This is a genomic window from Streptomyces sp. NPDC028928, from assembly GCF_055564915.1.
The window spans coordinates 278,054-302,638 of record NZ_JBVHVI010000011.1; the positions used below are offsets into that span (position 1 = coordinate 278,054).

General features: G+C 72.4%; 14 protein-coding genes and 1 pseudogene. 12 read left to right on the plus strand and 3 right to left on the minus strand.

Annotation, left to right across the window (positions count from 1 at the left end):
* Positions 1–48 precede the first annotated feature (48 nt).
* Positions 49–1,860 (plus strand): chitinase, encoded by a 1,812-nt coding sequence (locus ACZ4U1_RS26660; protein WP_467906578.1) that lies wholly within the window; start codon positions 49–51, stop codon positions 1,858–1,860.
* Here the strand turns inward: ACZ4U1_RS26660 and ACZ4U1_RS26665 are convergent.
* A pseudogene (locus ACZ4U1_RS26665) lies at positions 1,802–2,437 on the minus strand (phosphatase PAP2 family protein); the annotation flags it as partial. The gene ACZ4U1_RS26660 and the pseudogene ACZ4U1_RS26665 sit on opposite strands and share 59 nt — an antisense overlap.
* 375 nt (positions 2,438–2,812) lie before the next feature.
* Entirely contained in the window at positions 2,813–4,147 is a 1,335-nt protein-coding gene (gene gabT / locus ACZ4U1_RS26670) for a 4-aminobutyrate--2-oxoglutarate transaminase (protein ID WP_388322635.1), read from the minus strand.
* A 290-nt stretch (positions 4,148–4,437) separates the two neighbouring features.
* Here gabT and ACZ4U1_RS26675 point away from each other — a divergent pair, with 290 nt between their 5' ends.
* From ACZ4U1_RS26675 to ACZ4U1_RS26690, 4 genes are all read left to right on the plus strand, one after another.
* Positions 4,438–6,606, plus strand: coding sequence for an ATP-binding protein (locus ACZ4U1_RS26675; protein ID WP_467906579.1), 2,169 nt, complete (start codon positions 4,438–4,440; stop codon positions 6,604–6,606).
* Between the two features lie 110 nt (positions 6,607–6,716).
* On the plus strand, positions 6,717–8,294 hold the full coding sequence (locus ACZ4U1_RS26680) for a PucR family transcriptional regulator (RefSeq protein ID WP_467906581.1): 1,578 nt from the start codon (positions 6,717–6,719) through the stop codon (positions 8,292–8,294).
* Positions 8,295–8,443: 149 nt separating this feature from the next.
* Positions 8,444–9,889 carry an aldehyde dehydrogenase family protein gene (locus ACZ4U1_RS26685; protein ID WP_467906583.1) on the plus strand — a complete coding sequence of 482 codons (1,446 nt, stop codon included), beginning with the start codon at positions 8,444–8,446 and terminating at the stop codon, positions 9,887–9,889.
* A gap of 152 nt (positions 9,890–10,041) precedes the next feature.
* A complete protein-coding gene (locus ACZ4U1_RS26690) occupies positions 10,042–10,305 on the plus strand; it encodes a hypothetical protein (RefSeq protein ID WP_467906584.1) in 264 nt (87 codons plus the stop codon).
* A gap of 148 nt (positions 10,306–10,453) precedes the next feature.
* On the opposite strand, the gene ACZ4U1_RS26695 is transcribed toward ACZ4U1_RS26690, so the two are convergent.
* A complete protein-coding gene (locus ACZ4U1_RS26695; protein WP_467906585.1) occupies positions 10,454–13,288 on the minus strand; it encodes a glycoside hydrolase family 3 C-terminal domain-containing protein in 2,835 nt (944 codons plus the stop codon).
* A 327-nt stretch (positions 13,289–13,615) separates the two neighbouring features.
* Between ACZ4U1_RS26695 and ACZ4U1_RS26700 the strand changes: the two genes are divergently transcribed.
* The 7 genes from ACZ4U1_RS26700 (at position 13,616) to ACZ4U1_RS26730 (ending at position 24,560) form a co-directional block, all read left to right on the plus strand.
* Positions 13,616–15,322: an extracellular solute-binding protein gene (locus ACZ4U1_RS26700; protein WP_467906586.1), complete on the plus strand. Its 1,707-nt coding sequence runs from the start codon at positions 13,616–13,618 to the stop codon at positions 15,320–15,322.
* Positions 15,319–16,338: an ABC transporter permease gene (locus tag ACZ4U1_RS26705; protein ID WP_467906588.1), complete on the plus strand. Its 1,020-nt coding sequence runs from the start codon at positions 15,319–15,321 to the stop codon at positions 16,336–16,338. Before ACZ4U1_RS26700 ends, ACZ4U1_RS26705 begins: the two co-directional genes overlap by 4 nt.
* A complete protein-coding gene (locus ACZ4U1_RS26710) occupies positions 16,335–17,297 on the plus strand; it encodes a carbohydrate ABC transporter permease (protein ID WP_467906590.1) in 963 nt (320 codons plus the stop codon). The genes ACZ4U1_RS26705 and ACZ4U1_RS26710 overlap by 4 nt, the downstream gene beginning before the upstream one ends.
* Before the next feature lie 174 nt (positions 17,298–17,471).
* Positions 17,472–19,652 carry a WD40/YVTN/BNR-like repeat-containing protein gene (locus ACZ4U1_RS26715; RefSeq protein ID WP_467906592.1) on the plus strand — a complete coding sequence of 727 codons (2,181 nt, stop codon included), beginning with the start codon at positions 17,472–17,474 and terminating at the stop codon, positions 19,650–19,652.
* Complete coding sequence (locus ACZ4U1_RS26720; protein ID WP_467906593.1) at positions 19,649–21,619, plus strand: beta-galactosidase; 1,971 nt, start codon at positions 19,649–19,651, stop codon at positions 21,617–21,619. The genes ACZ4U1_RS26715 and ACZ4U1_RS26720 overlap by 4 nt, the downstream gene beginning before the upstream one ends.
* The gene (locus ACZ4U1_RS26725; RefSeq protein WP_467906595.1) at positions 21,616–23,811 is read left to right on the plus strand and encodes a glycosyl hydrolase family 95 catalytic domain-containing protein; all 2,196 of its coding nucleotides are present in this window, start codon (positions 21,616–21,618) and stop codon (positions 23,809–23,811) included. The genes ACZ4U1_RS26720 and ACZ4U1_RS26725 overlap by 4 nt, the downstream gene beginning before the upstream one ends.
* Before the next feature lie 35 nt (positions 23,812–23,846).
* Positions 23,847–24,560 carry a glycoside hydrolase family 12 protein gene (locus tag ACZ4U1_RS26730; RefSeq protein ID WP_467906597.1) on the plus strand — a complete coding sequence of 238 codons (714 nt, stop codon included), beginning with the start codon at positions 23,847–23,849 and terminating at the stop codon, positions 24,558–24,560.
* Positions 24,561–24,585 lie beyond the last annotated feature (25 nt).

Here is a 24,585-nt window from a genome sequence, read left to right on the forward strand (position 1 = left end):
AGTTGTGTGCGCTCCGCCCCGCCAACTCCCCCGAACCCGGAGGCCCTTGTGGAACGCGCCCGACGTCCGAGATCCGTCCTCGCCGCGCTCACGGCCGCCCTGCTGGCCGTACCCGGTATCACCGCGCTCTCGTCGGCCGCCCGTGCGGCCGACGCGGACGTCGCGGTCAACGGCGGCTTCGAGTCCGGCCTGACCGGCTGGACCTGCACGGCCGGTACGACCGTCAACTCTCCCGTGCGCAGCGGAAGTTCCGCACTCCAGGCCACCCCGGCCGGCAGCGACAACGCCCAGTGCTCCCAGACGGTGACCGTCCAGCCGAACGCGCAGTACACCCTGTCCGGTTACGTCCGCGGCTCCTACGTCTACCTCGGTGCGAGCGGCACCGGTACCACCGACGTCTCCGCCTGGACCCAGTCCGCCCCCGACTGGCAGAGGCTGAGCACCACCTTCCGCACCGGCGCCGGTACCACCAGGGTCACGATCCACACCCACGGCTGGTACGGCACCGGCGCCTACCAGGCCGACGACATCACCCTGGTCGGCCCCGGCGGCAGCGGCACCGGACAGCCGCCCGCCGCCCCGGCCGGCCTGAAGACCACCTCCGTGACCTCCTCCTCCGTCGCCCTGTCCTGGTCGGCGGTGACCGGCGCCACGAGCTACACGGTCTACCGCGACGGTGCCAAGGTCCAGACGGTGACCGGAACCTCGGCCACCGTGTCCGGCCTCGCGGCCTCGACGGCGTACAGCTTCCAGGTGGCGGCCGTGAACGACGCCGGCGAGTCCGCGAAGTCCGCCGTCGTGACCGCCACGACCAGCGCCGGCAGCGGGGGCGGCGGATCGTCCGGCCTGCCCGCCCACGCCCTCGTCGGCTACCTGCACGCGAGCTTCGCCAACGGCGCCGGCTACACCCGGCTCGCCGACGTCCCCGACAGCTGGGACGTCATCGACCTCGCCTTCGGCGAGCCCACCTCGGCCACCTCCGGAGACATCCGCTTCCACCGCTGCCCGGTCACCGAGTGCCCGAACGTGGAGAGCGACGCCGACTTCAAGGCGGCGATCAAGGCCAAACAGGCCGCCGGCAAGAAGGTGCTGATCTCCGTCGGCGGCCAGAACGGCCAGGTCCAGCTGACCACGACGGCCGCCCGGGACGCCTTCGTCTCCTCGGTCTCGAAGATCATCGACGAGTACGGCCTCGACGGCCTCGACATCGACTTCGAGGGCCACTCGCTGTCCCTGAACGCGAACGACACCGACTTCAGGAACCCGACCACGCCCGTGATCGTGAACCTCATCTCGGCCCTGAAGACCCTGAAGACCAGGTACGGGTCGACGTTCGTGCTCACGATGGCGCCGGAGACCTTCTTCGTGCAGAACGGCTACCAGTACTACGGCACCGGCAAGTGGGGCGGCCAGGACCCGCGCTGCGGCGCCTACCTCCCGGTCATCCACGCCCTGCGCGACGACCTGACCCTGCTCCACGTCCAGGACTACAACTCCGGCCCGATCATGGGTCTGGACAACCAGTACCACTCCATGGGCGGCGCCGACTTCCACATCGCCATGACCGACATGCTGCTCACCGGCTTCCCGGTCGCCGGCGACCCGGACCACGTCTTCCCGCCGCTGCGCCCCGACCAGGTCGCGATCGGCATGCCGGCGTCCACGAACGCGGGCAACGGCTACGTCTCCCCGGCCGAGGTCACCAAGGCCCTGGACTGCCTGACGAAGAAGACGAACTGCGGCTCGTACCCCACCCACGGGACCTGGCCCGCGCTGCGGGGTCTGATGACGTGGTCGGTGAACTGGGACCGCTACGCGAACGGGGAGTTCCAGAAGAACTTCGACGCGTACTTCGGCTGACCACCAGGGACATGGCGGCCAGCAGCACCGTGCTCAGACACCAGCCGGCCACCACGTCCAGCGGCCAGTGCCAGCCGTGGCGGACCAGGCCGTACGACACCCCGAGGACAAGGGCCACGCACCCGGTGACCAGGGCGCGGCGGGCGGCGGGGGAGCGGAGCCAGGGCAGCAGGAGCAGGGTCGCCGAGCCGTACGCGACCGCCGCCGTCGCCGTGTGACCGGACGGGAAGTAGCCGGTCCCCGGGGGCACCACCGGTGTCCCCGGCCGGGCCGTCCACTCCTTCAGCGGTACGACGACCGCCGGCACCAGCGCCATCAGCACGGCCGCGGCGAGCGGCGGCAGCCACCAGCGCCCGGCACCGGCGGCCCGGCCCCGCCAGGCCGCGTACCCGAGGGCCACGGCGAGCACGGGCAGGGCGACCTGGACGTTGCCGAGGTCGGAGAGGAGCTGGGAGAACCGGTCCGGGTGGACGAGGGCCCGGCTGGCGTCCGCGTCCACCCGGAGCAGCGGCCCGTCGGCGACTACCTGCCAGGTGACGAGGGCGAGGACGATCGCCGGGAGGACCAGGAGCAGCATGGGCCCAGCTTGGCAGACAGCCGGCGGGAAGGAGGTCGGCCGCCCCGGAACAGGGGGGTGGTTCCGAGGCGGCCGTCCGGATCGGAACGTCGCGCGCCCCGGGGGGTTTGGGGCGGCGACCGTCCGATCGGTGAGGAGATCCCGGAGCCGTCAGGCGCCGGTTGTGTGCGCGAGGGCACGACCAGGTCGAAGCTGGGGAGGCCCCGGCCCGGTGTCCGTCCGCAGTCCCCTGTGGACGGGTGTATCTCTCATCTGGAGAGAACCTACGGCAGGCCGGGGCGCTTGGGCAGACGGAATCCGCTCCCGTCATCCACCCCGCACACGTTCTTCACACGGCCTGCCGCAGGCACCTCTTCAGAGGTGCGGACCTGCTGCTCAGATGCGCGCGAACGCCTGCTCGATGATGTCGAGACCCTCGTTCAGGAGGTCCTCGCCGATCACCAGCGGGGGCAGGAAGCGGAGCACGTTGCCGTAGGTGCCACAGGTCAGGACCAGCAGGCCCTCGGCGTGGCAGGCCTTGGCGAGCGCGGCGGTCGCCTCGGGGTTCGGCTGCTTGGTGGCCCGGTCCTTGACCAGCTCGATGGCGATCATGGCACCGCGTCCACGCACGTCACCGATGATGTCGAACTTCTCGGCCATCGCGGTGAGGCGGCCCTTCATGACCTCCTCGATGCGCTTGGCCTTGCCGTTGAGGTCCTGCTCCTTCATGGTCTCGATGGCACCGAGCGCACCCGCGCAGGCGACGGGGTTACCGCCGTAGGTACCACCCAGCCCACCGGCGTGCGCGGCGTCCATGATCTCCGCGCGCCCGGTCACGGCGGCGAGCGGAAGCCCGCCCGCGATGCCCTTGGCGGTCGTGATGAGGTCCGGGACGATGCCCTCGTCCTCACACGCGAACCACTGCCCGGTCCGGCAGAAGCCGGACTGGATTTCGTCGGCGACGAAGACGATCCCGTTGTCGGCGGCGAACTGCCGGATGGCCGGCAGGAAGCCCTTCGCGGGCTCGATGAAGCCGCCCTCGCCGAGGACCGGCTCGATGATGATCGCGGCGACGTTGTCCGGGCCGACCTGCTTGGTGATCTGGTCGATGGCCTGCGCGGCGGCCTCGGGGCCGGCGTTCTCCGGGCCGGTCGGCCAGCGGTAGCCGTACGCGACCGGGACGCGGTACACCTCGGGCGCGAACGGACCGAAGCCGTGCTTGTACGGCATGTTCTTGGCGGTCAGCGCCATGGTCAGGTTGGTCCGCCCGTGGTACCCGTGGTCGAACACGACCACGGCCTGCCGCTTGGTGTACGCACGCGCGATCTTGACGGCGTTCTCGACGGCCTCGGCGCCGGAGTTGAACAGCGCGGACTTCTTGGCGTGGTCACCCGGGGTCAGCTCGGCCAGCGCCTCCGCGACCTCCACGTAGCCCTCGTACGGGGTGACCATGAAACAGGTGTGGGTGAAGTCGGCGAGCTGGGCGCTCGCCCGCCGTACGACGGCCTCGGCGGAGGCGCCGACGCTGGTCACGGCGATACCGGAACCGAAGTCGATGAGCCGGTTGCCGTCGACGTCCTCGATGATGCCGCCGCCGGCGCGCGTGGTGAACACGGGCAGCACGGAGCCCACGCCCTGTGCGACCGCGGCGGTACGGCGGGCCTGAAGCTCCTGCGACTTCGGGCCGGGGATGGCGGTGACGACGCGGCGCTCCTGCGGAAGTGCGGTCATGGGGGCTCCCTGATGATCTTGCGTACCGGGCGGTCCCGGGGTGTTCCGGGCGGTGCGTTTTCGGACGCATACCTTCTTTTCTCGCAGGCTAAGACCGGTTCCGGGGGGTGGGCATGCTCCATGTGGGCGTTGTCGACGCCTCCCGTTGTCCGCCGTGGACATAGCCCACCCGGGCGCCCCCTGCCGCTTCCGGCCATGTAAGCGGTGAACTCCCCTTGCCGGGGCGTTAGATTGACTCGCTGATGACGGACGGAACGGCGGACGGACGCGCTGGTCAGGGGGCAAGCTCGATGGACAGCGACAGCACGCGGGACCCACGCGGCACGCACACGAACCCTGTACCACGGCCAACGACGTCGGGGGAGGGGGCGGGGGTGCCGCCCATGCCGCCCGGTGCGCCGCCCGCACCCGCGATGCCGCCCGGGGCCTTGATGCCGCCCGGTGCGCCGCCGAAGCCGGACGGATCCCCCTTCCTCACCTGGCTGCGGACCCCGCGCCCGGAGGCCGCGCCGGGAGTGTGGCGCTACGGGCACCGGCCCCGGCCCGACCAGGAGCCGGAACAGATCCCGGCCCGGCAACTGCTCAGCGGCGCGCTGATCGCCTTCCTCGTGGGCTGGCTGGTGTGGTCCCTGCTGTGGAACGGCTACCTCGGCGCCTGGTGGGTGCTGCCGCTGGAGTTGTTCACCCCCGACTCCTGGCGTCAGGGCAACGACGCCGTCGGCAACGCGATCCTCTGGTACTCGTACTACACCGTCATCGCGCTCGCCATCCTGCTGGTCGTCGGGCGTCTCGGTCGCTGGGGCGAGGTCTGGCGCCGTTACGGGCCGCGCGCCTGGCGCCCCGCGGAGCCCGCGGAGGCGAGCGCGCCCCCCACCCCCGACCAAGACCCCGCCGAATGGCCCCAGCTGCGGCGGGCCGGGGCGTATGAGGCTGCTGAGCGGCTGGCTGCCGAGGCGAAGGCCGGGCTCATGCGGGATGTGGACCATGCGCGGATCAGCCGGGCCTGGCAGGGCGTGCGGTCCGGCCGGCACAGTCTTGCCGGCTTCACCGGCGCCGTGCTGAAGGACGGCGCCGCCGCCTGCCCGCACCCCTCCGGCGACCGCGACCTGCCCGCCCGGCACGCCCGGCACGACCTGCTCACCGGCCAGGTCCGGCTCGGCACCACCGCCGACGACCCCCGCAACCCCTACCAGTACCGCGGCGCCGGCCTCGCCCTCGGCCCCGACCTGCTCGGCACCTCACTGCTCGCCGTCGGCCCGGCCGGATCCGGGAAGACCGGTGCCCTGGTGCGACCGCTCGCCGAGTCCCTGTGCCTGCACGCCCTGGCCGGCCGCGCCTCGGTCGTGGTGGTCGGCGCAGCGGGCGCCGGGCTCGGCCCGGCGGAGGCCTACGACGTGGTCGTACGCGTCGGCCACCCCGAGTCCGTGTACGACCTCGACCTCTACGGCGGCACCACCGACCCCGACGAAGCCGCCGCCATACTCGCCGAGGCTCTCGTCGGTGACCTCGCCGACCCGCACCCCGGCAGCGACAGCCGCCGCTCCACCACCGTCCTCGCCCAGTTGCTCGGCCCCTTCCACGCCGTCCACGACCGCTTCCCCTCCGTACCGGAGCTGCGGCAGCTGCTCGACGGCGCCCCCGGACCGCTGGCCGCGCTGCGCAAGGGCCTGACCGACGCCGGGCACGCGTCCCTGCTCAGGGAGCTGGACGCCCGGGAGCGGCAGATGGCCCACCCGGGCGACGTCGGTACCGTCCTCGCCGACCGGATCGCCCTGCTCGACCGTCCCGCCTTCGCAGCCTTCTTCGATACCTCCGGACAGAGCCGGCCGTTCTCGCTCCGGGCCCTCGACCACCCGGTACGGGTCCGCATCGACCTGCCCCAGCGCGGCCATGCCGACGCCTCCCGGATCCTGGCCCGGCTGGTGCTCGCCCAGTTCACCGCCTCCGTGACGGTACGGGAGGACCGGTCGCTCTTCGCCTGCCTGCTCCTCGACGACGCCTCCGGAGTCGTCACACCGGAGGCCGTACGCGGCATCCAGCGGCTGCGCAGCGCCAACGCCGGTACGGTGCTCACGCTGCGCACCCTGGACGACGTACCCCGGCCGCTGCGCGGCCCGCTGCTCGGCGCGACGGGCTGCAGGATGGCGCTGTCCGGGCTCACCCCCTGGGACGGTCAGGACTTCGCCGAGGTGTGGGGCAAGGAGTGGACGGAGACCCGGGACGTCACCGACCGCCAGATCATCGCCGAGACCCCGGCCGGCAAGGCCGTGCACATGCTGCGCCGGGTCATCACCGGTCAGGCGCCCACGGCCCGCGCCGTCACCGTGCGTCAGGTGGAGCGGGAGCGGTGGTCGGCTTCCGAGTTGGCTCATGGGGTGCCGCCGGGGCATGCGGTGTTGTCGTTGACCACCGTGCAGGGGGAGCACGCGCCGCCGTTGCTGGTGGATCTGCGGGGCTGAGCGGAGGGCCGACGCGGGGTCGTACGGTGAGGCAGAATCGGGGTAGGCCGTTCGTACACGGCGGCCAAGAGATCATCGCGATCGCCGCGTCTCCTCACCGTGAAGGCCCCATGCCCCCGACTCTCGCCTCGCTCGTCCACCACTCGGCGCTGAAGCTGACCGTGCGCGCGGGCGAGGACCGCCTGGACGTGCCCGTCCGCTGGGCGCACGTCAGCGAGCTGGCCGACCCCGTGCCCTACATGGAGGGCGGCGAGCTGCTGCTGATCACCGCGCTCAAGCTGGACGCGGAGGATCCGGAGGCCATGCGGCGGTACGTCCGGCGGCTGGCCGGCGCCGGCGTCGTCGGGCTCGGGTTCGCCGTGGGCGTCAACTACGAGGAGATCCCCAAGGCTCTTGTCGACGCCTGCGCGGAGGAGGGGCTGCCGTTGTTGGAGGTCCCCCGCCGCACACCCTTCCTCGCCATCAGCAAGGCCGTCTCCGCCGCCATCGCCGCCGACCAGTACCGCGCGGTCACGGCAGGCTTCGCCGCGCAGCGCGAGCTGACCAAGCAGGCGCTGAACACCGGTCCCGAGGGGGTGCTCAGCGCGCTCGCCGCCCAGGTCGACGGCTGGGCGGCGCTGTACGACGCCTCGGGCGCCGTCGTCGCCGCCGCGCCGGAGTGGGCCGGCCGCCGCGCCGCCCGGCTCACCACCGAGGTGGAACGGCTGCGGGAGCGGCCCGCCCCCGCCTCCTCCGTCGTCGGCGGGCCCGACCACGAGGACCGGGTGGAGCTGCACAGCCTCGGTACCGGCCGCCACCCGCGGGCCGCGCTCGCCGTGGGCACGGCCGCCGCGCTCGGCACCGCCGAACGGTACGCCGTCCACTCCGCCATCGCCCTGCTCACCCTCACCACCGAACGCTCCCGCTCCCTGCACGCGGCCGAGCAGCGCGTCGGTGCGGCGGTGCTGCGCATGCTCCTCGCCGGCGAACCCGACCACGCCCGGGCGGTCGCCGGGGACCTGTACGGCGGACTGCTGGACGCCCCGTTCCGGATGATCGTCGCCGAGTCCGGGTCCGGTACGGCGGGCGAACCGCTGGGCGAACTCGCGGAGACCGTGGAGTCCGCGGCGGCGCGGGCGGGGGAGGCCGTACTGGTCGTGCCGGAGGGGGAGCGGCTGGTGGTGCTGGCCGCCGACGAGGGCGCGGCGGTCGCCGCGTGCTCCGCGTACGCGGCGGCGCTGGAGGCGGGGCGGACGGCGACCGAGCAGGGGCGGGCGGACGAGGGCGAGCTGGTGGTCGGCCTGTCGGCGCCCGCGGGGCCGATCGCGGCGGCAGCGGCGTACAAGCAGGCCGAGCAGGCGCTGTCGGTGGCGCGGCGGCGGGGGCGGGTGTTCGTGGAGCACGAGCAGCTGGCCGCCGGGTCCGTCCTTCCGCTGCTGGCCGACGACGCGGTGAAGGCGTTCGCCGACGGGCTCCTGCGGGCGCTGCACGAACACGACGCGACCGGTCGGGGAGACCTCGTCGCCTCGCTACGGGCGTGGCTGTCCCGGCACGGCCAGTGGGACGCCGCGGCGGCCGACCTGGGTGTGCACCGGCACACCCTGCGGTACCGGATGCGCCGGGTCGAGGAGATCCTCGGACGAAGCCTGGACGACCCCGACGTACGCATGGAGCTGTGGCTCGCCCTGAAGGCGACGTCGACCGAGTGACCGACGCGGGCGGCTCACCTCGCCAATCCGGCGTACCCCCCACCGCAACTGCTACGACTCGGACAAGCGCCCCCCGGCCGCCCCCGCCCTACCGTGGAGGACGCAAGCCAAGCAGTACACCTCCAACGCGGAAGGGCCGGGACTCGTACATGACTTCCACCCATGCCTTCTGGCTCGCCGGCCGCCAGGTCACCGGCGAGGACACCTTCGACGTCACCTCCCCGTGGGACGGCCGGCTCGTCGGCAAGGTCAGCGTGCCGAACGACGCCCAGGTCGAGGAGGCCGTGGCCGCCGCGTACGCCGTCCGGGACGAGTTCGCCGGCACCCCGGCGCACGTCCGCGCCGCCGCGCTCGACCACGTCAGCAAGCGGCTGGCCGAGCGCACCGAGGAGATCGCCCAGCTGATCTCCGCCGAGAACGGCAAGCCGATCAAGTGGGCCCGGGGCGAGGTCGGGCGTGCCGTCTCCGTGTTCCGGTTCGCCGCCGAGGAGGCCCGGCGGTTCAACGGCGGCGAGGCCCAGCGGCTGGACACCGACGCCGGCGGCCAGGGCCGGCTCGCGCTCACCCGCCGCTTCCCGAAGGGTGTCGTGCTCGGCATCGCGCCGTTCAACTTCCCGTTGAACCTGTGCGCCCACAAGGTCGCCCCGGCGATCGCGGCCGGCGCCCCGATCATCCTGAAGCCGGCCCCCGCCACCCCGCTGTCCGGTCTGATCCTCGGTGACCTGCTCGCCGAGACCGACCTGCCGGCCGGGTCGTGGAGCATCCTCCCGGTGCCGAACGACAAGATGCCCGCCCTCGTCCAGGACGAGCGCCTGCCGGTCATCTCCTTCACCGGTTCCGAGCAGGTCGGCTACGCGATCATGGACTCGGTGCCGCGCAAGCACTGCACGCTGGAGCTGGGCGGCAACGGCGCCGCGGTCGTCCTCGGCGACTACGCCTCCGACGCCGACCTGGACTGGGCCGCGACCCGCATCGCGACCTTCTCCAACTACCAGGGCGGCCAGTCCTGCATCTCGGTGCAGCGCGTCATCGCGGACGCCTCCGTGTACGACCGGCTGCTGCCGCGCATCGTCGCCGCCGTCGAGGCCCAGGTCACCGGTGACCCGTCCGACGACAAGACCGACGTCGGCCCGCTGGTCAGCGAGGACGCCGCCAAGCGCGTCGAGTCCTGGGTGAAGGAGGCCGTGGAGGCCGGCGCCACCCTGCTCACCGGCGGTGACCGGGACGGCGCCTCTTACGCGCCGACCGTGCTCACCGACGTACCGGCGGGCACCACCCTCGCCTGCGAGGAGGTCTTCGGGCCCGTCCTCACCGTGCAGAAGGTGGACGGCGAGGCCGAGGCGTTCGCCGCGGTCAACGACTCCAAGTACGGCCTCCAGGCGGGCGTGTTCACCCACGACCTGCAGGTCGCCTTCCGTGCCCACCGCGCCCTGGAGGTCGGCGGTGTGGTGATCGGCGACGTCCCGTCCTACCGTGCCGACCAGATGCCGTACGGCGGCGCCAAGCAGTCCGGCGTGGGCCGCGAAGGCGTGCGGTTCGCGATGGAGGACTACACCTACGAGCGCGTGCTGGTCCTCACCGGTCTCGCGCTCTGACCTGCCACGGACAGGTCAGGAACAGAACGGCCGCAGCCCACTGTGCGGGGGCTGCGGCCGTTCGCCGTTTTCTCTCGCCGAGGCAATCCGGAAGGGCTCCGCGGACGTACACACAGTAGGGCCGCACCCCTGAGGGAAGAAGGAGGGCCGTCATGCGAGCATCACGCGCGAGGCGCCTCTTCGCGGCGTCCGCGGCCGGCCTGCTGATGGCCGGCGGCGCCGCGATCGGCGCGGCAGGCACAGCCTCGGCGGCAGCCCCTGCGGCGCCCACCCGGGTCACGAACGACTGGTGCTGGGGCCACCACGGCTGGCGCTGCTTCGACCATCGCTCCGACCACCGCTTCGATCATCGTTTCGACCACCGCTTCGATCACCGGTTCGGCAACGGCACCATCGTGATCATTGTGGTCCGCTAGCGGTGAAAGAGCACGTCTGCCACCACTGGCTATTGGGAACCATTTTCATTTAGAATCGCCGTGGCGCAACTCCCGCCACCCCGAAGGGGCCCGGCACCGCTGCCTTCCGGTGCCGGGCCCCTTGCTGGTGCCGGCCTTCCCCGGACCCTCAACCGGAGAAGCCGACGTGCGCGAGCCGCAGCGGGCCGCGCAGCGCGAGGCGGACGTCGTGGACGCCCTCGGCGACCAGGGCGGCGGTCACCCTGGTGTAGGTGTACGGGCCGGCCGTGGGGGTGTCCGGGGTGAGCGTCGCCAGGACCGGGCCGCCGTCCAGGGAGAGTTCCAGGGTGCCCTCGCCCGCCAGCTCCGCCGTCACCTCGCTCACGCCCGCGCCGAAGTCGCAGGCGCGGTAGACCAGTTCGGCCGTTCCTCCGTGGGCCGGGGTCACCGCGTCGCCCGCCGTCCTCGTCCGGTCCACGAGCGCGACGCCGGACTGCTCGTCGAAATCGGCGCCGGACAGGCCGCGCTCCCGTGCCCTGCGGGGGGCCGGTGGCGGACCGTCCAGGTGCACGGTCGTCCGCAGCCGTACGTCCGCGCTGGACGCGCCCAGCAGGAGTTCGTACGGGCCCCCCTCCAGGCGCCAGCCGCCCTGCCGCACGTCCCAGAACTCCAGTGCGCTGAGCGGGACCTCGAAGGAGACGGCGGCCGTCTCACCGGGGGCGAGCGTGATCCGGCGGTGGTCCAGCAGCTCGCGGCGCGGGCGGGCCACCGACGGGTCCACCGCCCGGCCGTACAGCTGCACCACCTCGTCCGCCGTCCGGTCCCCGGTGTTGGTGACCGTGCAGCTCACCAGCACCGAGTCCGCCTCCACCCGGGCCGCCACGCCGGCGTACCCGAACGACGCGTACGACAGGCCGTGGCCGAAGGGGAAGAGCGGGGTGCCGTCGAAGTAGAGATAGGTCTGACGGCTGCCGATCACGTCGTAGTCGAGCAGGTCGGGCAGGTCCGCGTCGGAGGCGTACCAGGTCTGGGGGAGGCGGCCGGCCGGGGAGACGTCGCCCGCCAGGACCCGGGCCAGGGCCGTGCCCGCCGCCTGGCCGCCGTGCGCCGTCCAGAGCGCGGCCGGCAGCCGGACCGTGTCCACCGCGTACGGGTACGCCGACACCAGCACCAGCACGGTGCGCGGGTTGGCGGCCCGGGCCGCGCGCAGCAGCCGCTGCTGGTGCTCGGGCAGCAGCAGGGTCGTACGGTCCTCGGTCTCGCGGCCGTTGATGTGCGGGTCGTTGCCCGCCACCACCACGACGACGTCCGCCCCGCCCGCCACCCGGGCCACGGCCTCCTCGCCCCGCTCGACCGTCACGACCTCGAAGACGTCACCCGTGTCGGCAACCTTCACGCCGTCGGCGGCGACCCGCACGTGACGACCCGTGCCCAGGTGCTCGAGGAGGTGACCGCCGCGGTGCGGTTCCAGCCGGAAGGTCTCCTGGACGATCCAGCCGCCGGGCTGGTCGGCGGAGGCGCGCAGGTAGCCGTCCTCGGCGACCGAGAGATAGCGGCCGTCGGGGGCGCGCAGCGTCAGCACCCCCTCGCCCCAGTCGGCCAGCGCGAACTCGGTGCCGGTCGGGTCCGTGGTCAGCGGCGGCAGGTCGGTGCGGCCGGACAGCAGCGCGGGGTCCAGGGCGCCCTCGGCGGCGCGCGCCCGGTCGGGGGCCCCGGCCGGCGGCACGGACAGGAACGCGCCCGCCGCCGTCCGCAGCCGGACCCGGTCCACGCCCTCCGCGAACTGCACGCGCTCCGCGCCGAACCGCTCGTACAGGCCCTCCAGGGGAGTGGAGCGGTGGAGGAGGCTGCCGCTGTACCAGTCGAGCTTGCACTCGTCGGCGAGCAGCCCGACGACCGCGATCCGGGTGCCGGGGGTGAGGGGCAGCAGGTCGTCGTCGTTCTTCAGCAGCACGATCGCCTGCTCGGCGGCCTCCTGCGCAAGCGCCCGGTGGGCCGGGGTGTCGAACTCGCCGGTGCCCGCGTGCGGGTCGTAGTGCGGGTCGAACTCGCCGAGCCGGAAGCGCACCGAGAGCTGGCGGCGGACGGCGGTGTCGATGTCCCCCTCCGTCAGCAGACCCTGCTCGACCGCCCCCCTGACCCGCGCGGTGATCGACGCGGAGTCCGTGCCGTGGTCGGTGAAGCTGTCCACGCCGGCCAGCAGGGCCGCCGCGGTGGCCTCCTCGTGGGTGTCGAAGTAGTGCTCGGCGTCGACCAGGTTGGAGGGCGCGCCCGCGTCCGAGCAGACCAGCAGCTCGTCGTCGGTCCAGGTGCGCAACTGCTCGCGCAGGTACGGGGAGACGTGGTTGGGGCGGCCGTTGACCAGGTTGTAGGCGGGCATCACCCCGGCCACCGCACCCGCCTCGACCGTGTCCTTGAAGGCGCGCAGGTCGTACTCGTGCAGCACCCGGGGGCGTACGGAGGCCGACGAAGTGGCCCGGTCCGTCTCGTTGTTGTGCGCCAGCCAGTGCTTCAGCACGGGCGCGGTGCGCCAGTACACGGGGTGGTCGCCGCGCAGGCCCCGGGTGTACGCCGTGGCGATGGCCGAGGTCAGCTTCGGGTCCTCCGCGTAGCCCTCCTCGTTACGGCCCCACAGCGGGTGGCGCAGCAGGTTGACCGTCGGCGACCAGACGTTCAGCCCGACCCGGTCGTCCCGGGCGCGCATCGCCCGGGCCTCCTTGGAGACCGCCTCGCCGATCCGGCGCACCAGCTCCGGGTTCCAGGTCGCGCCGAGACCGACCGCCTGCGGGAACACCGTCGCCGGGCCCATCCAGGCCACACCGTGCAGCGCCTCCTGGCCGGTCCGCCAGGCGGCGATGCCGAGCCGCTCCACGGCGGGCGTGAACTGGTGCAGGAAGGAGATCTTCTCGTCCAGGGTGAGCCGTGCCAGCAGGTCCTCGATGCGCTTCGCGAACGGCAGGTGCGGATCGCGGAAAGGCGGCGTGGACGGCGAGTCAACGGTCACGAGCGGTTCCCCTTGCGCATGGAGCGAGACGGTCCTTTCGAAGCGCTTCGATGCTCGGTCGACCGGTGTCGGGGTGTCAAGGTGCTGGGCCGAAACAGGACCGACTTTCCCACGCACCCCAACACTGGCCGGGCTCGCCGGAGAACGGAGGAATCTTGGGAACGGGCCTTGTGTGCCCTCACGTGTTCACTTAACCTCGCAGCAACTTCGAAGCGCTTCGACTGCCTCTGCACGGCAGACGCGCTTCCGCTCAGCCGGATCCACTGAAGACACCGCAGCCGACGGCCCACCGCCGGGTGTCCTGGTGCGCCATGAAGGGTTGACGCAATGACGCCGAACGCCGCCTCCGCCTCCTCCGCGCCCAGCCGGAGAAGCTCCCCGAGCCGGAGAAGCTTCCTCGCCTCCACCGCGGTCGCCGCCGCGGCGGTCGCCGGCGGGATGCCGCTGCTCACCGCCTGCGGCGGCGGGCAGGAGGGCCGCAAGGAAGGCACCACCTCCGGCAAGGCGGCGCAGAAGATCCTTCCCGCGTACGTCGCGTCGAGCGTCGTCGCCCCGGACATCCCCTCGAAGAACGGCTCGGCGGTCGGCTTCACCAAGGCCGTCGCGATGGACCAGCTGAAGACCTCCGTGCCGAAGAAGCTCGGCAGCGGCGGCCGGCTCACCATCATGGCCCCGCTGTGGGGCACCCCGCCGGACAACGGCAACCCGTACTACAAGGCCATGAACGAGGCCATCGGCGTCGAGACCAGCTGGCAGAACCAGGACGGCAACACCTACGACGAGAAGCTCGGCGCGGTCCTCGCCTCCAGTGACATCCCGGACGTCGTGGTCGTCCCCGGCTGGAACCTGATGGGCAAGATCCCCAACGCCATCAACGCCAAGTTCGCCGACCTCGGCCCCTATCTGTCCGGCGACAAGGTCAAGGACTACCCCAACCTCGCCGCCGTCCCCACCGATGCCTGGCAGCGCGCCATCTTCGGCGGACAGCTGCGGGCGATCCCGCTGCCCGGCTCCTACGTCCCCAACATCGCGCCCTTCTACCGCAAGGACGTCTTCGACAAGAGGGGCTGGCAACTCCCCAAGTCCACCGACGAGTTCCTCGCCTGGGCGAAGGAGGCCACCGACGCCAGGGGCGGGGTGTGGGCCTGCGCCGACATGAAGTGGACCGCCTTCAGCGCCTTCGGTGTCCTCAACGGCGGCGAGAAGGCGCTGTGGTGGAACCTCCAGGACGGCAAGCTGATCAACCGGATCGAGACCGAGGCCTACCTCGAAGCGCTGGAGTGGGCCCGCAAGCTCTTCGCCGCCGGCGTCGTCCACCCCGACGACAAGGCCGGCAAGACCGCCAACCCGCCCGGCACCCGGTTCACCGCCGGCAAGCTCCTCGTCTACAACCAGGACCTGTCCGACTGGTTCGGCAAGACCTCCGAACAGCACACCCAGAACCCGGACTTCGAGATGGCCGCGATGGACATCTTCACCCACGACGGCGGCGACCCGCTCCTGTGGGCCACCCAACCGTCCAACATCTTCACCTTCGTCAACAAGACCGCGTCCGAGCAGAAGATCAAGGACTTCCTCGCCGTCGCCAACTTCTGCGCCGCCCCCTTCGGCACCAAGGAGCGCCTGCTCGCCGAATACGGCGTCGAGGGCACCGACTACACCCTGCAGAAGGGCGTCCCCACCAAGACCACCAAGGGCGTCAACGAGGTCCTCGGCGCCTTCGACTACACCGGCAAGCCCGCCGCCTACGTCGCCCACCCCGACTTCCCCGAGGTCACCCGGGGCATGGTCGAGTGGCAGCAGCGCATGGGCGCCTTCACCAAGAAGTCCTCCTTCTACGGCCTGACGATCACCGAACCCAGCCGCTGGTCCAACCTCGCCGACGACTTCGAGCAGCTGGAGGACGACGTCGTACGCGGCCGGAAGAAGATCAGCGACGTACAGCAGGCGGTCTCCGACTGGAAGAAACAGGGCGGCGACGACCTGCGCGACTGGTACCGCAAGCTGCTCGACTCCACCGGCTCGGCGAAGTGACCAGCACCGTGCCCCGCAGCAGGGCCAAGGCGGGGGAGGAGGCCGAGGCGGCGTCCGGCGGCGCCACCGGCCGCCGGGCGCGCGGCCGGGGGCTCAGCCTGAGGATCAGATTCCGGCGCGACCGCACCCTGATCCTGATGACCCTGCCCGTGGTCCTGCTGCTCCTGGTCTTCAACTACATCCCGATCCTCGGCAACGTCGTCGCCTTCCAGGACTACGACCCCTACCTCAGCGACAACGGCTTCATCGCCGTCTTCCAGAGCCCCTGGGTCGGCTTCGAGCAGTTCCAACGGGTCTTCGAGGACTCGGAGTTCTGGCACGCCGTGCAGAACACCTTCGTCCTCTTCCTCCTCCAGCTCGTGCTGTACTTCCCGATCCCCGTCGCGCTGGCCCTGCTCATCAACAGCGTGATCCGGCCCCGGGTGCGCGCGGTCGCCCAGGCGATCATGTATCTGCCGCACTTCTTCTCCTGGGTGCTGGTCGTCACCGTCTTCCAGCAGATCTTCGGCGGCGCCGGCGTCCTCGCGCAGACCCTGCGCGAACACGGGCACTCCGGCTTCGACCTCATGACCGACCCCTCGGTCTTCAAGTTCCTGGTGACGGCCCAGACGGTCTGGAAGGACGCCGGCTGGGGCATCATCGTCTTCCTCGCGGCCCTCGCCGCCGTCTCCCCGGACCTGTACGAGGCCGCCGCGATGGACGGTGCCGGGCGCTGGCGCCGCATGTGGCACATCACCCTGCCCGCACTGCGGCCGGTGATCGCCCTGCTGCTCGTCCTGCGCGTCGGCGACGCCCTCACCGTCGGCTTCGAGCAGTTCCTGCTCCAGCGGCAGGCGGTCGGCCCGGACGCTTCCGAGGTGCTCGACACCTACGTGTGGTGGAACGGCATCCGCAACCAGGACTTCAGCTACGCGGCCGCGGCCGGCCTGATCAAGGGCGTCGTCGGACTGACCCTCGTCCTCGTGGCGAACAAGGTGGCCCACCTCATGGGCGAGCAGGGGGTGTACGAGAAATGAGCACCGTCGCCGAACGGCCTCCCGTGGAACGCGAGCGGCCGGAGAAGCGGGAGAGACGCAGCCGGTGGGCGGCGCCGCCCCGGCCGTCCTGGGAGGAGGAGCCGGCGAGGGCCGGGCTCGCCGCGAAAGGGCTGGTCCTCGCGATCGCCTGCTTCGCCGTGCTCTTCCCGCTGTGGATCGTGGTGGTCACCAGCCTGTCCCCGAAGAAGGTCATAGACGAGACCGGCGGACTGGTGGTGATCCCCAAGGGCATCACCTTCGTCGCCTACCAGGAACTGCTCGGCGGCGGCCAGGTGCAGCGCGCCGCACTGGTCAGCGTCGGGGTGACGCTCGTCGGCACGCTGTTCAGCATGACGGTGTCGGTGCTGTGCGCGTACGGCCTCTCGCGCCGGGGCTCACTGGGCCACCGCTGGATCCTGATGACCCTGCTGGCGACGATGTTCTTCGGGGCCGGCCTGATCCCGACGTACCTGCTCGTCCAGGCGCTCGGGCTCACCGACACCTACCTGGCACTGATCCTGCCGAGCGCGGTCAGCGTCTTCAACATCCTGGTCCTGCGCGGGTTCTTCATGGGCATCTCGCCCGAACTGATCGACAGCGCGCGGATCGACGGGGCGGGGGACTGGCGGATCCTGTGGCAGATCGTGCTGCCGCTGTCCCGGGCCGTGCTCGCGGTGATCACCCTGTTCTACGCGGTGGGGTACTGGAGTGCCTGGTTCAACGCGTCGATCTATCTCACCGACCAGAAGATGATGCCGCTGCAGAACGTGATGATCCAGCTGGTCCAGAAACAGGAACGGCCGGTCGGCCTGTCGGCCCAGATCAACACCGGGCAACTGTCCCCCCTGGCCGTCCAGATGGCCGTGATGGTCCTGGCCCTGCTGCCGGTGGCTGTCCTGTCCCCGTTCGTCCAGAAGCATTTCCGCAAAGGGATGCTCACCGGAGCGGTGAAGGGGTGACGGGGCGCCTGTCCGCAGCGGTCGTCGCATCCGCGTAGCTGCGGGCAGTCGTGCCGCTGGGGCGGCACGGGTGGGCGATGGGAGGCACCCCGCAAGCGCGGGCGAGCGCTCCCACCCCCGCCGGCACCGGCACCGGCACCGACCACCCCACCAAGACACGTGAGGTAACCCCACATGCCCACTCGCAGAACCGTCCTCGCCGGCACCGCGGCCGCGGCCGCACTCGCCGGCCTCCCCGCCCCCCAGGCACACGCGGCCCCGGCCGAGCGGCGAGCGTACCGCTGGCGCACCGCGGTGATCGGCGGCACCGGCTTCGTCACCGGCATCCTCTTCCACCCCACCATCCCCCACCTCGCCTACGCCCGCACGGACATCGGCGGCGCCTACCGCTGGGACCGGACCACCGCCCACTGGACCCCCCTCACCGACCACCTCGGCTGGGACGACTGGAACCTCCTCGGCGTGGAGGCCATGGCCGTCGACCCGGCCCACCCCGACCGGCTGTACCTGGCCCTCGGCACGTACACCCAGCCCTGGGCCGGCAACGGCGCCCTCCTCCGCTCGGAAGACCGCGGCCGCACCTGGCACCGCACCGACCTCCCCGTACGCCTCGGAGCCAACGAGGACGGCCGCGGCACCGGCGAACGGCTCCTCGTGGACCCCCGGGACAGCGACACCCTCTGGCTCGGCACCCGCCACGACGGCCTGCTCAAGTCCACCGACAGGGGGGACACTTGGGTACAGGAGAAGAACTTCCCGGCCACTCCCGCCGGCACCGGCCAGGGCGTCACCCTGCTCCTCGCCGCCGGCCGTACCGTCTACGCCGGCTGGGGCGACAGCGACGGCACCCCCGCGCGGCCGAACCTGTACCGCACCACCGACGGCACCACCTGGGAAGCCGTCCCCGGACAGCCCGCCGGCGCGTCCGCCAAGGTCCCGGTCCGCGCCGCCCACGACCCGCACACCCGCGAGCTGTACGTCACGTATGCCGACGTGCCGGGCCCCAACGGCCAGACCACGGGCAGCGTGCACAAGCTGGACACCACCACCGGCACCTGGACCGACGTCACCCCGGTCGCCCCCGGCGGGTCGGACACCTTCGGCTACGGCGGGATCGCCGTCGCCGCCCGCCGCCCCGGCACCGTCGTCGTCTCCACGAACAACCGCTGGTCCGCCGTGGACACCCTGTACCGGACCACCGACGCGGGCCGCAGCTGGGTCTCCCTGAAGGACACCGCCGTCCTCGACGTCTCCGAGACGCCGTACCTCTACTGGGGCGAGGAGAAGCCCAAGTTCGGCTGGTGGATCCAGGCCGTCGCCGTCGACCCGTACGACAGCGAGCACATCCTCTACGGCACCGGCGCCACCGTCTACGGCACCCGCGACCTCGTCCACTGGGCACCCCGCGTCCGCGGCCTGGAGGAGACCTCGGTACGGCAGCTGATCTCGCCGCCGGCCGGGGAAGCCCATCTGATCAGCGCCAACGGGGACATCGGGGTGCTGTACCACGAGCGGCTCACCGCCTCCCCGAAGCGCGGCATGGCCACCGACCCCGTCTTCGGCACGGCCACCGGACTCGCCCAGGCCGCGGCGAAACCCTCGTACGTCGTCCGCACCGGATGGGGCGACCACGGCAACGGCGCCTTCTCCACCGACGGCGGACGCACCTGGGCGCCCTTCCCGGCCCAGCCCGCCCTCGCCGAGGACGCCCCCGGCCCGATCGCCGTCAGCGCCGACGGCCGCGTGCTGCTGTGGACCTTCGTCCACCGGGACGGGACCAGGTACCCCGCCCACCGGTCGGCGGACGGGGGTGCCGGCTGGGCCGAGGTGACCTCCTTCCCCAAGGGAGCCACCCCGGTCGCCGACCCCGTCGACCCGGCCGTCTTCTACGCCTACGACACCGACAGCGGGACCCTGTACGCCAGCACCGACGGCGGTCGGACGTTCTCCGCCCGCGCCGGGCGACTGCCGTCCGGTGACATCCAGTTCCAGCTGGCCGTGGCGCCGGGGCGGACCGGTGACCTGTGGCTGTGCGCCAAGGAGCACGGGCTGTACCGGTCCACGGACGGCGGAGCGGGCTTCGCCGAGGTCGGCGGGGTCCGGGCCGGCTACACCCTCGGCTTCGGCAAGGCGGCCCCCGGCGCCCGCTACCCGGCCGTCTACCTGGTCGGCGCCACCGACTCCCGCCCCGCCGTCCTCCGCTCCGACGACGAGGCCCGCACCTGGATCCGTATCAACGACGACGCCCACCAGTGGGGCTGGACCGGGCAGGCCGTCACCGGTGACCCGCGGATCCACGGCCGGGTCTACCTCGCCACCAACGGGCGGGGCATCCAGTACGGGGAGCCGGTATGAGGCCGGACCTCGCCGACGCCACCCGGGGCCGCATCCTCTTCGGCGGCGACTACAACCCCGAGCAGTGGCCGGAGGAGACCTGGCAGGACGACGTCCGGCTGATGAAGGACGCCCGCGTCAACTCGGTCACGCTCGGCGTCTTCTCCTGGGCGATGCTGGAACCCGAGCCGGGAGCACGGGAGTTCGGCTGGCTCGACCGGCTGATGGACCTCCTGCACGCCCACGGCATCGGCGTCGTCCTCGCCACGCCCACCTCCTCCCCGCCGCCCTGGATGGGGCGGCTGCACCCGGACACCCTGCCCCGGGACGCCGACGGCCGGATCGAATGGTGGGGCGGCCGGCAGCACTTCTCGCACTCCAGCGCCACCTACCGCCGGTACGCCGCCGCCATCACCGAGGACCTGGCCGCCCGCTACGGCAACCACCCGGCGCTCACCATGTGGCACATCAACAACGAGTACTGCACCTTCGACTACGGCGACGAGGCCGCCGCCGCCTTCCGCCGCTGGCTGCGCGCGAGGTACGGCACCCTCGACGCACTCAACTCCGCCTGGGGAACCGCCTTCTGGAGCCAGGGCTACGACACCTGGGACAGCGTCCTGCCGCCGCGCCACGCCCACTACCTGAAGAACCCCGGTCAGGTGCTGGACTTCCGGCGGTTCACCTCCGACATGCTCCTGGAGTGCTACACCGCCGAGCGGGACATCGTCCGCCGGCACAGCCCGCACCTCCCGGTCACCACCAACTTCATGCCGCTGTTCACCGGGCAGGACGGCTGGCGCTGGGCCGAGGAGGAGGATGTCGTCTCCGTCGACCTCTATCCCGACCCGCGCGATCCGATGGGCGCCCAGCGCGGCGCCCTCGTGCAGGACCTCACCCGTTCGCAGGCGCGCGGTCCGTGGATGCTGATGGAACAGGCCGCCGGGCCGGTCAACTGGCGGGGCGTGAACCATCCCAAACCGCGCGGACTCAACCGCCTGTGGTCGCTCCAGGCCGTCGCCCGCGGCGCCGACGCCGTCTGCTACTTCCAGTGGCGCCAGTCCCGGCAGGGCGCCGAGAAGTTCCACTCCGGGATGGTCGGCCATGCGGGGGAGGAGGGCCGTACCTTCCAGGAGGTCAAGCAGCTCGGGGAGGAACTCGCCCGGCTCGGAGGCCAGGTGACGGGCGGCCGCGTCACCGCCGGCGTCGCCCTGCTCCACGACTGGCACTCCTGGTGGGCCGGTGACCACGAAGGCCGGCTGTCGGCGCTGGTGGACCTGCCGGAGGTGCTCACCGCCTGGCACCGGGCCCTGTGGGAGTCCCACCTCACCACCGACTTCGCCCACCCGGAACACGAGCTGTCCGGCTACCGGCTCGTCGTCGTCCCGCAGCTGTACCTGCTCACCGACGCCGCCGTGGACAACCTCCTGGCGTACGTCCGCGGCGGCGGCACCCTGGTCTGCGGCTTCCTCACCGGGGTCGCCGACGAGGACGACCGGATCCGGCCCGGCGGCATGGACGCCCGGCTGCGCGAGCTGTTCGGCATCCGCACCCTGCACGAGTGGTGGCCGCTGGAGGCGGGGGAGACCGTGGCCTGCGAGGGCTTTCGCGGCACGCTGTGGGCGGAGGAGATCGAGCCGGAGCCCGGCGCCGCCGAGACCGTGCCGTACCGGGGCGGTGAGCTGGACGGGCTGCCCGCCGTCCTGCACCGGGGCCGCGCCTGGTACCTCTCCACGCTGCCCGAGCCGGAGGCGCTGCGCTCCCTGCTGGCCGGCATCGCCGACGGGGCGGGCGTACGGCCGGTGCTGGACGGGCTGCCGGCCGGCGTGGAGGCGGTGCGCCGGGGTGAGCTGCTGTTCCTGCTCAACCACGGGCGGGAACCGGTCACCGTCCAGGTCCCCGGGGCCCATCGCGAGCTGCTCGGCGGCACGGACGTCACGGACGCGGTCACCCTCGGCCGCTACGGCGTGGCGGTGCTGCGGTCATGAGCCGGACGCCGGTCCACGGCACCTGGGAGCCCGCCCCGGCCGCCCGCTGGGAGGACGCCTTCCTGAGCGGGAACGGTCACCACGGCGCCCTTGTGTTCGGCGACCCGAACGATGAGCGGGTGGTTGTCACCCATCACAGCCTGGTGCGTCCCAACGGCGGCGAGCACGCCCGCCCGCCCCGGCTGGCCGCCCGACTCCCCGCGCTCCAGGACCGGCTGCTCGCCGGTGACCTCACCGCCGCCGAGAGCTTCACCGACGGCCGCCCGCTGCAGTGGGTGCAGCCCTTCCACCCCGCCTTCCGGATCCGGGTGCGCGCGGCGGCGGGCGGTGACCGCTACGGCTTCCGCCGCGCCGTCGACTTCACCAGCGGCGAGGCCACGGCGGCCCGCGCCGACGCCGGAAGCCGCGTCTTCGTCTCCCGCGCGGACGACGTGATCGTGCACGAGGTCACCGGCGGCGACCTCGACATCCGCCTGGACCACCGGCTGCCGGGCGCCCCGGCCGGGCTGCGGGTCGGCCACGGCACCCTGCTCACCCCGGAAGGCGCCCTGCTCAGCCTGCGCGCCCGCTACCCGGACAGCGACCGCGCCTACACCGGGGTGACCCTGGTCGCCGTCTCCGGCGGCCGGACCGAACTCGTCCCGCCGGGCGTCCGCGTCACCGGCGCCCGCTCGGTGCTGCTGCTCACCCGGGTGCGCCGGCACACCGGCGAGGCGGACGTGGTCGCCGAGGCCCGGCGGCTCCAGGGCCTGCTCGACGGCACCGACCGGCCGTACGACAGCCTGCTCGCCCGCCACCTGGACCGGCACCGCCCCGCCTACCTCCGGGTCTCGCTCGACCTCGGCGCCGACCCGGCCGAGCGCGCCCTGCCCGGCTCCGAGCTGCTGACACGCCCGCACAGCCCGGCCCTGCTGGAGCGGCTCTTCGCCGCCGGCCGCTACCACCTGCTCTCCAGCAGCGGCCTGCTGCCGCCCCGGCTCACCGGACTGTGGACCGGCGACTGGGACACCGCCTGGTCGGGCGCGTTCACCACGAACGCCAACCTCAACCTCCAGACCGCTTCCGCGCCCGCCGCCGCCCTGCCGGAGGTCACCGAGGCGCTGGCCGCGCTGGTCGAACGGCAGCTGCCGGACTGGCGGGCCAACGCCCGCGCGATCTTCGGCACCCGGGGCGCCGTCGCGCCCTCGCACACCGACGGCGAGTCGGGGCTGACGTACCACTTCAGCCGTGCGTACCCGCTGCACCTGTGGACCGCCGGCGCGGACTGGCTGCTCAAACCGCTGGTGGACCACGACGAGATCCGCGGCGCGCAGGACCCGCGCACCGCCGCCGCCCTCGCCGAGGCGGCCCTCTTCCACGAGGACTTCCTGACCCGCACCGACCCCGACGGCCACCTCGTCGTCGTGCCCTCCTACTCACCGGAGAACCGGCCCGCGAACGGCAGCTGGGGCGCGGTCAACGCGGCCATGGACCTCTCCGCCGCCCGCCACACCCTGCGCACCGCCGCCCGCTACCACCCCGAACACGCGGACAGATGGCGGGCGCTCGCCGACCGGCTGCCCCCGCACCGGATCAACGCCGACGGCGCCCTCGCCGAATGGGCCTGGCCCGGACTGGACGACACCTACGACCACCGCCACCTCAGCCATCTCTACGGCGTCTGGCCGCTGGAGGAGATCACCCCCTACGACACCCCGCGCCTGGCCGCCGCCGCCTACCGGGCCCTCGAACTGCGCGGCACCGAGAACGACTCCGCCCACGGCCACCTCCACCACGCGCTGATCGCCGCCCGGCTCCGCGACCCGGAGCGGGCCGCCGACGCCCTGCGCCGGGTGCTCGACGGCGACTACTTCCACGCCTCCCTGATGAGCGCCCACTACCCCCACCGCGACGTCTACAACGCGGACGCCGCGCACACCCTGCCCGGGGTGCTGATCGAACTGCTCGTCCAGTCCACCCCGGACCGGCTCGTCCTGCTGCCCGCCGTCCCGGACAGCTGCCCGCGCGGCGAACTGCGCGGGGTGCGCACCCGGTTCGGCGCGGAGATCGACCTCGCCTGGGGCCCGGACGGCGCCCGGGCCGTCGTACGCCCCCACCGCAGCGGCCGCGTCGAACTGCGGACTTCCTCCGGCACCGAGCCGCTCGACCTCGTCGCCGGAGAAGACCGCGTCCTCACCCTGGGGGCGCGGTGACCGGAACAACTCCCCCCACCCATGGAAGGGACACCATGGCAACAAGCACGCTGAGCAGGGTCGCCAAGGCCCTGCTGGCCCCCGCCCTCGCCCTCGGCGCCACCGTCGGCCTCGCCTCGGCCCCCGCCTCCGCCGCCGTCTGGAACTCCTGCGACCAGTGGGGCAACACCACCCTGAACGGCTACACCCTCTACAACAACATCTGGGGCTCCGGCGCCGGCAGCCAGTGCGTCTGGGCCAACTCCGGCACCAACTGGGGCGTCTGGGCGAACCACCCCGACACCGGCGGGATCAAGTCCTACCCCAACGCCAAGAAGGTGATCAACAAGTCGATCACCTCGCTGGGCTCGCTCTCCAGCAGCTACAACGTCACCGTCCCGTCGTCCGGCGCGTACAACACGTCCTACGACATCTGGGACACCGACTACGACTACGAGATCATGCTCTGGGTCAACAAGACCGGAGCCGTCGGCCCCCTCGGCACCTCGCAGGGCACCGTGACGCTGGGCGGTCACACCTGGACCGTCTACAAGGGCGACAACGGCGCGAACGAGGTCTTCTCCTTCGTGCGCACCTCCAACTCCGGCTCCGGCACGGTCAACATCCTGCCCATCCTGAAGTGGATCAAGGACACCAAGGGCTGGTTCGGCAACGAGACCATCGGTGACGTCCAGTTCGGCTACGAGATCACGTCCTCGTCCGGCGGCCTGAACTTCACCACCAACAACCTCACCGTCAGCAGCAGTTGAGCTGTCCGGGCCGGCTCCCGAGCGG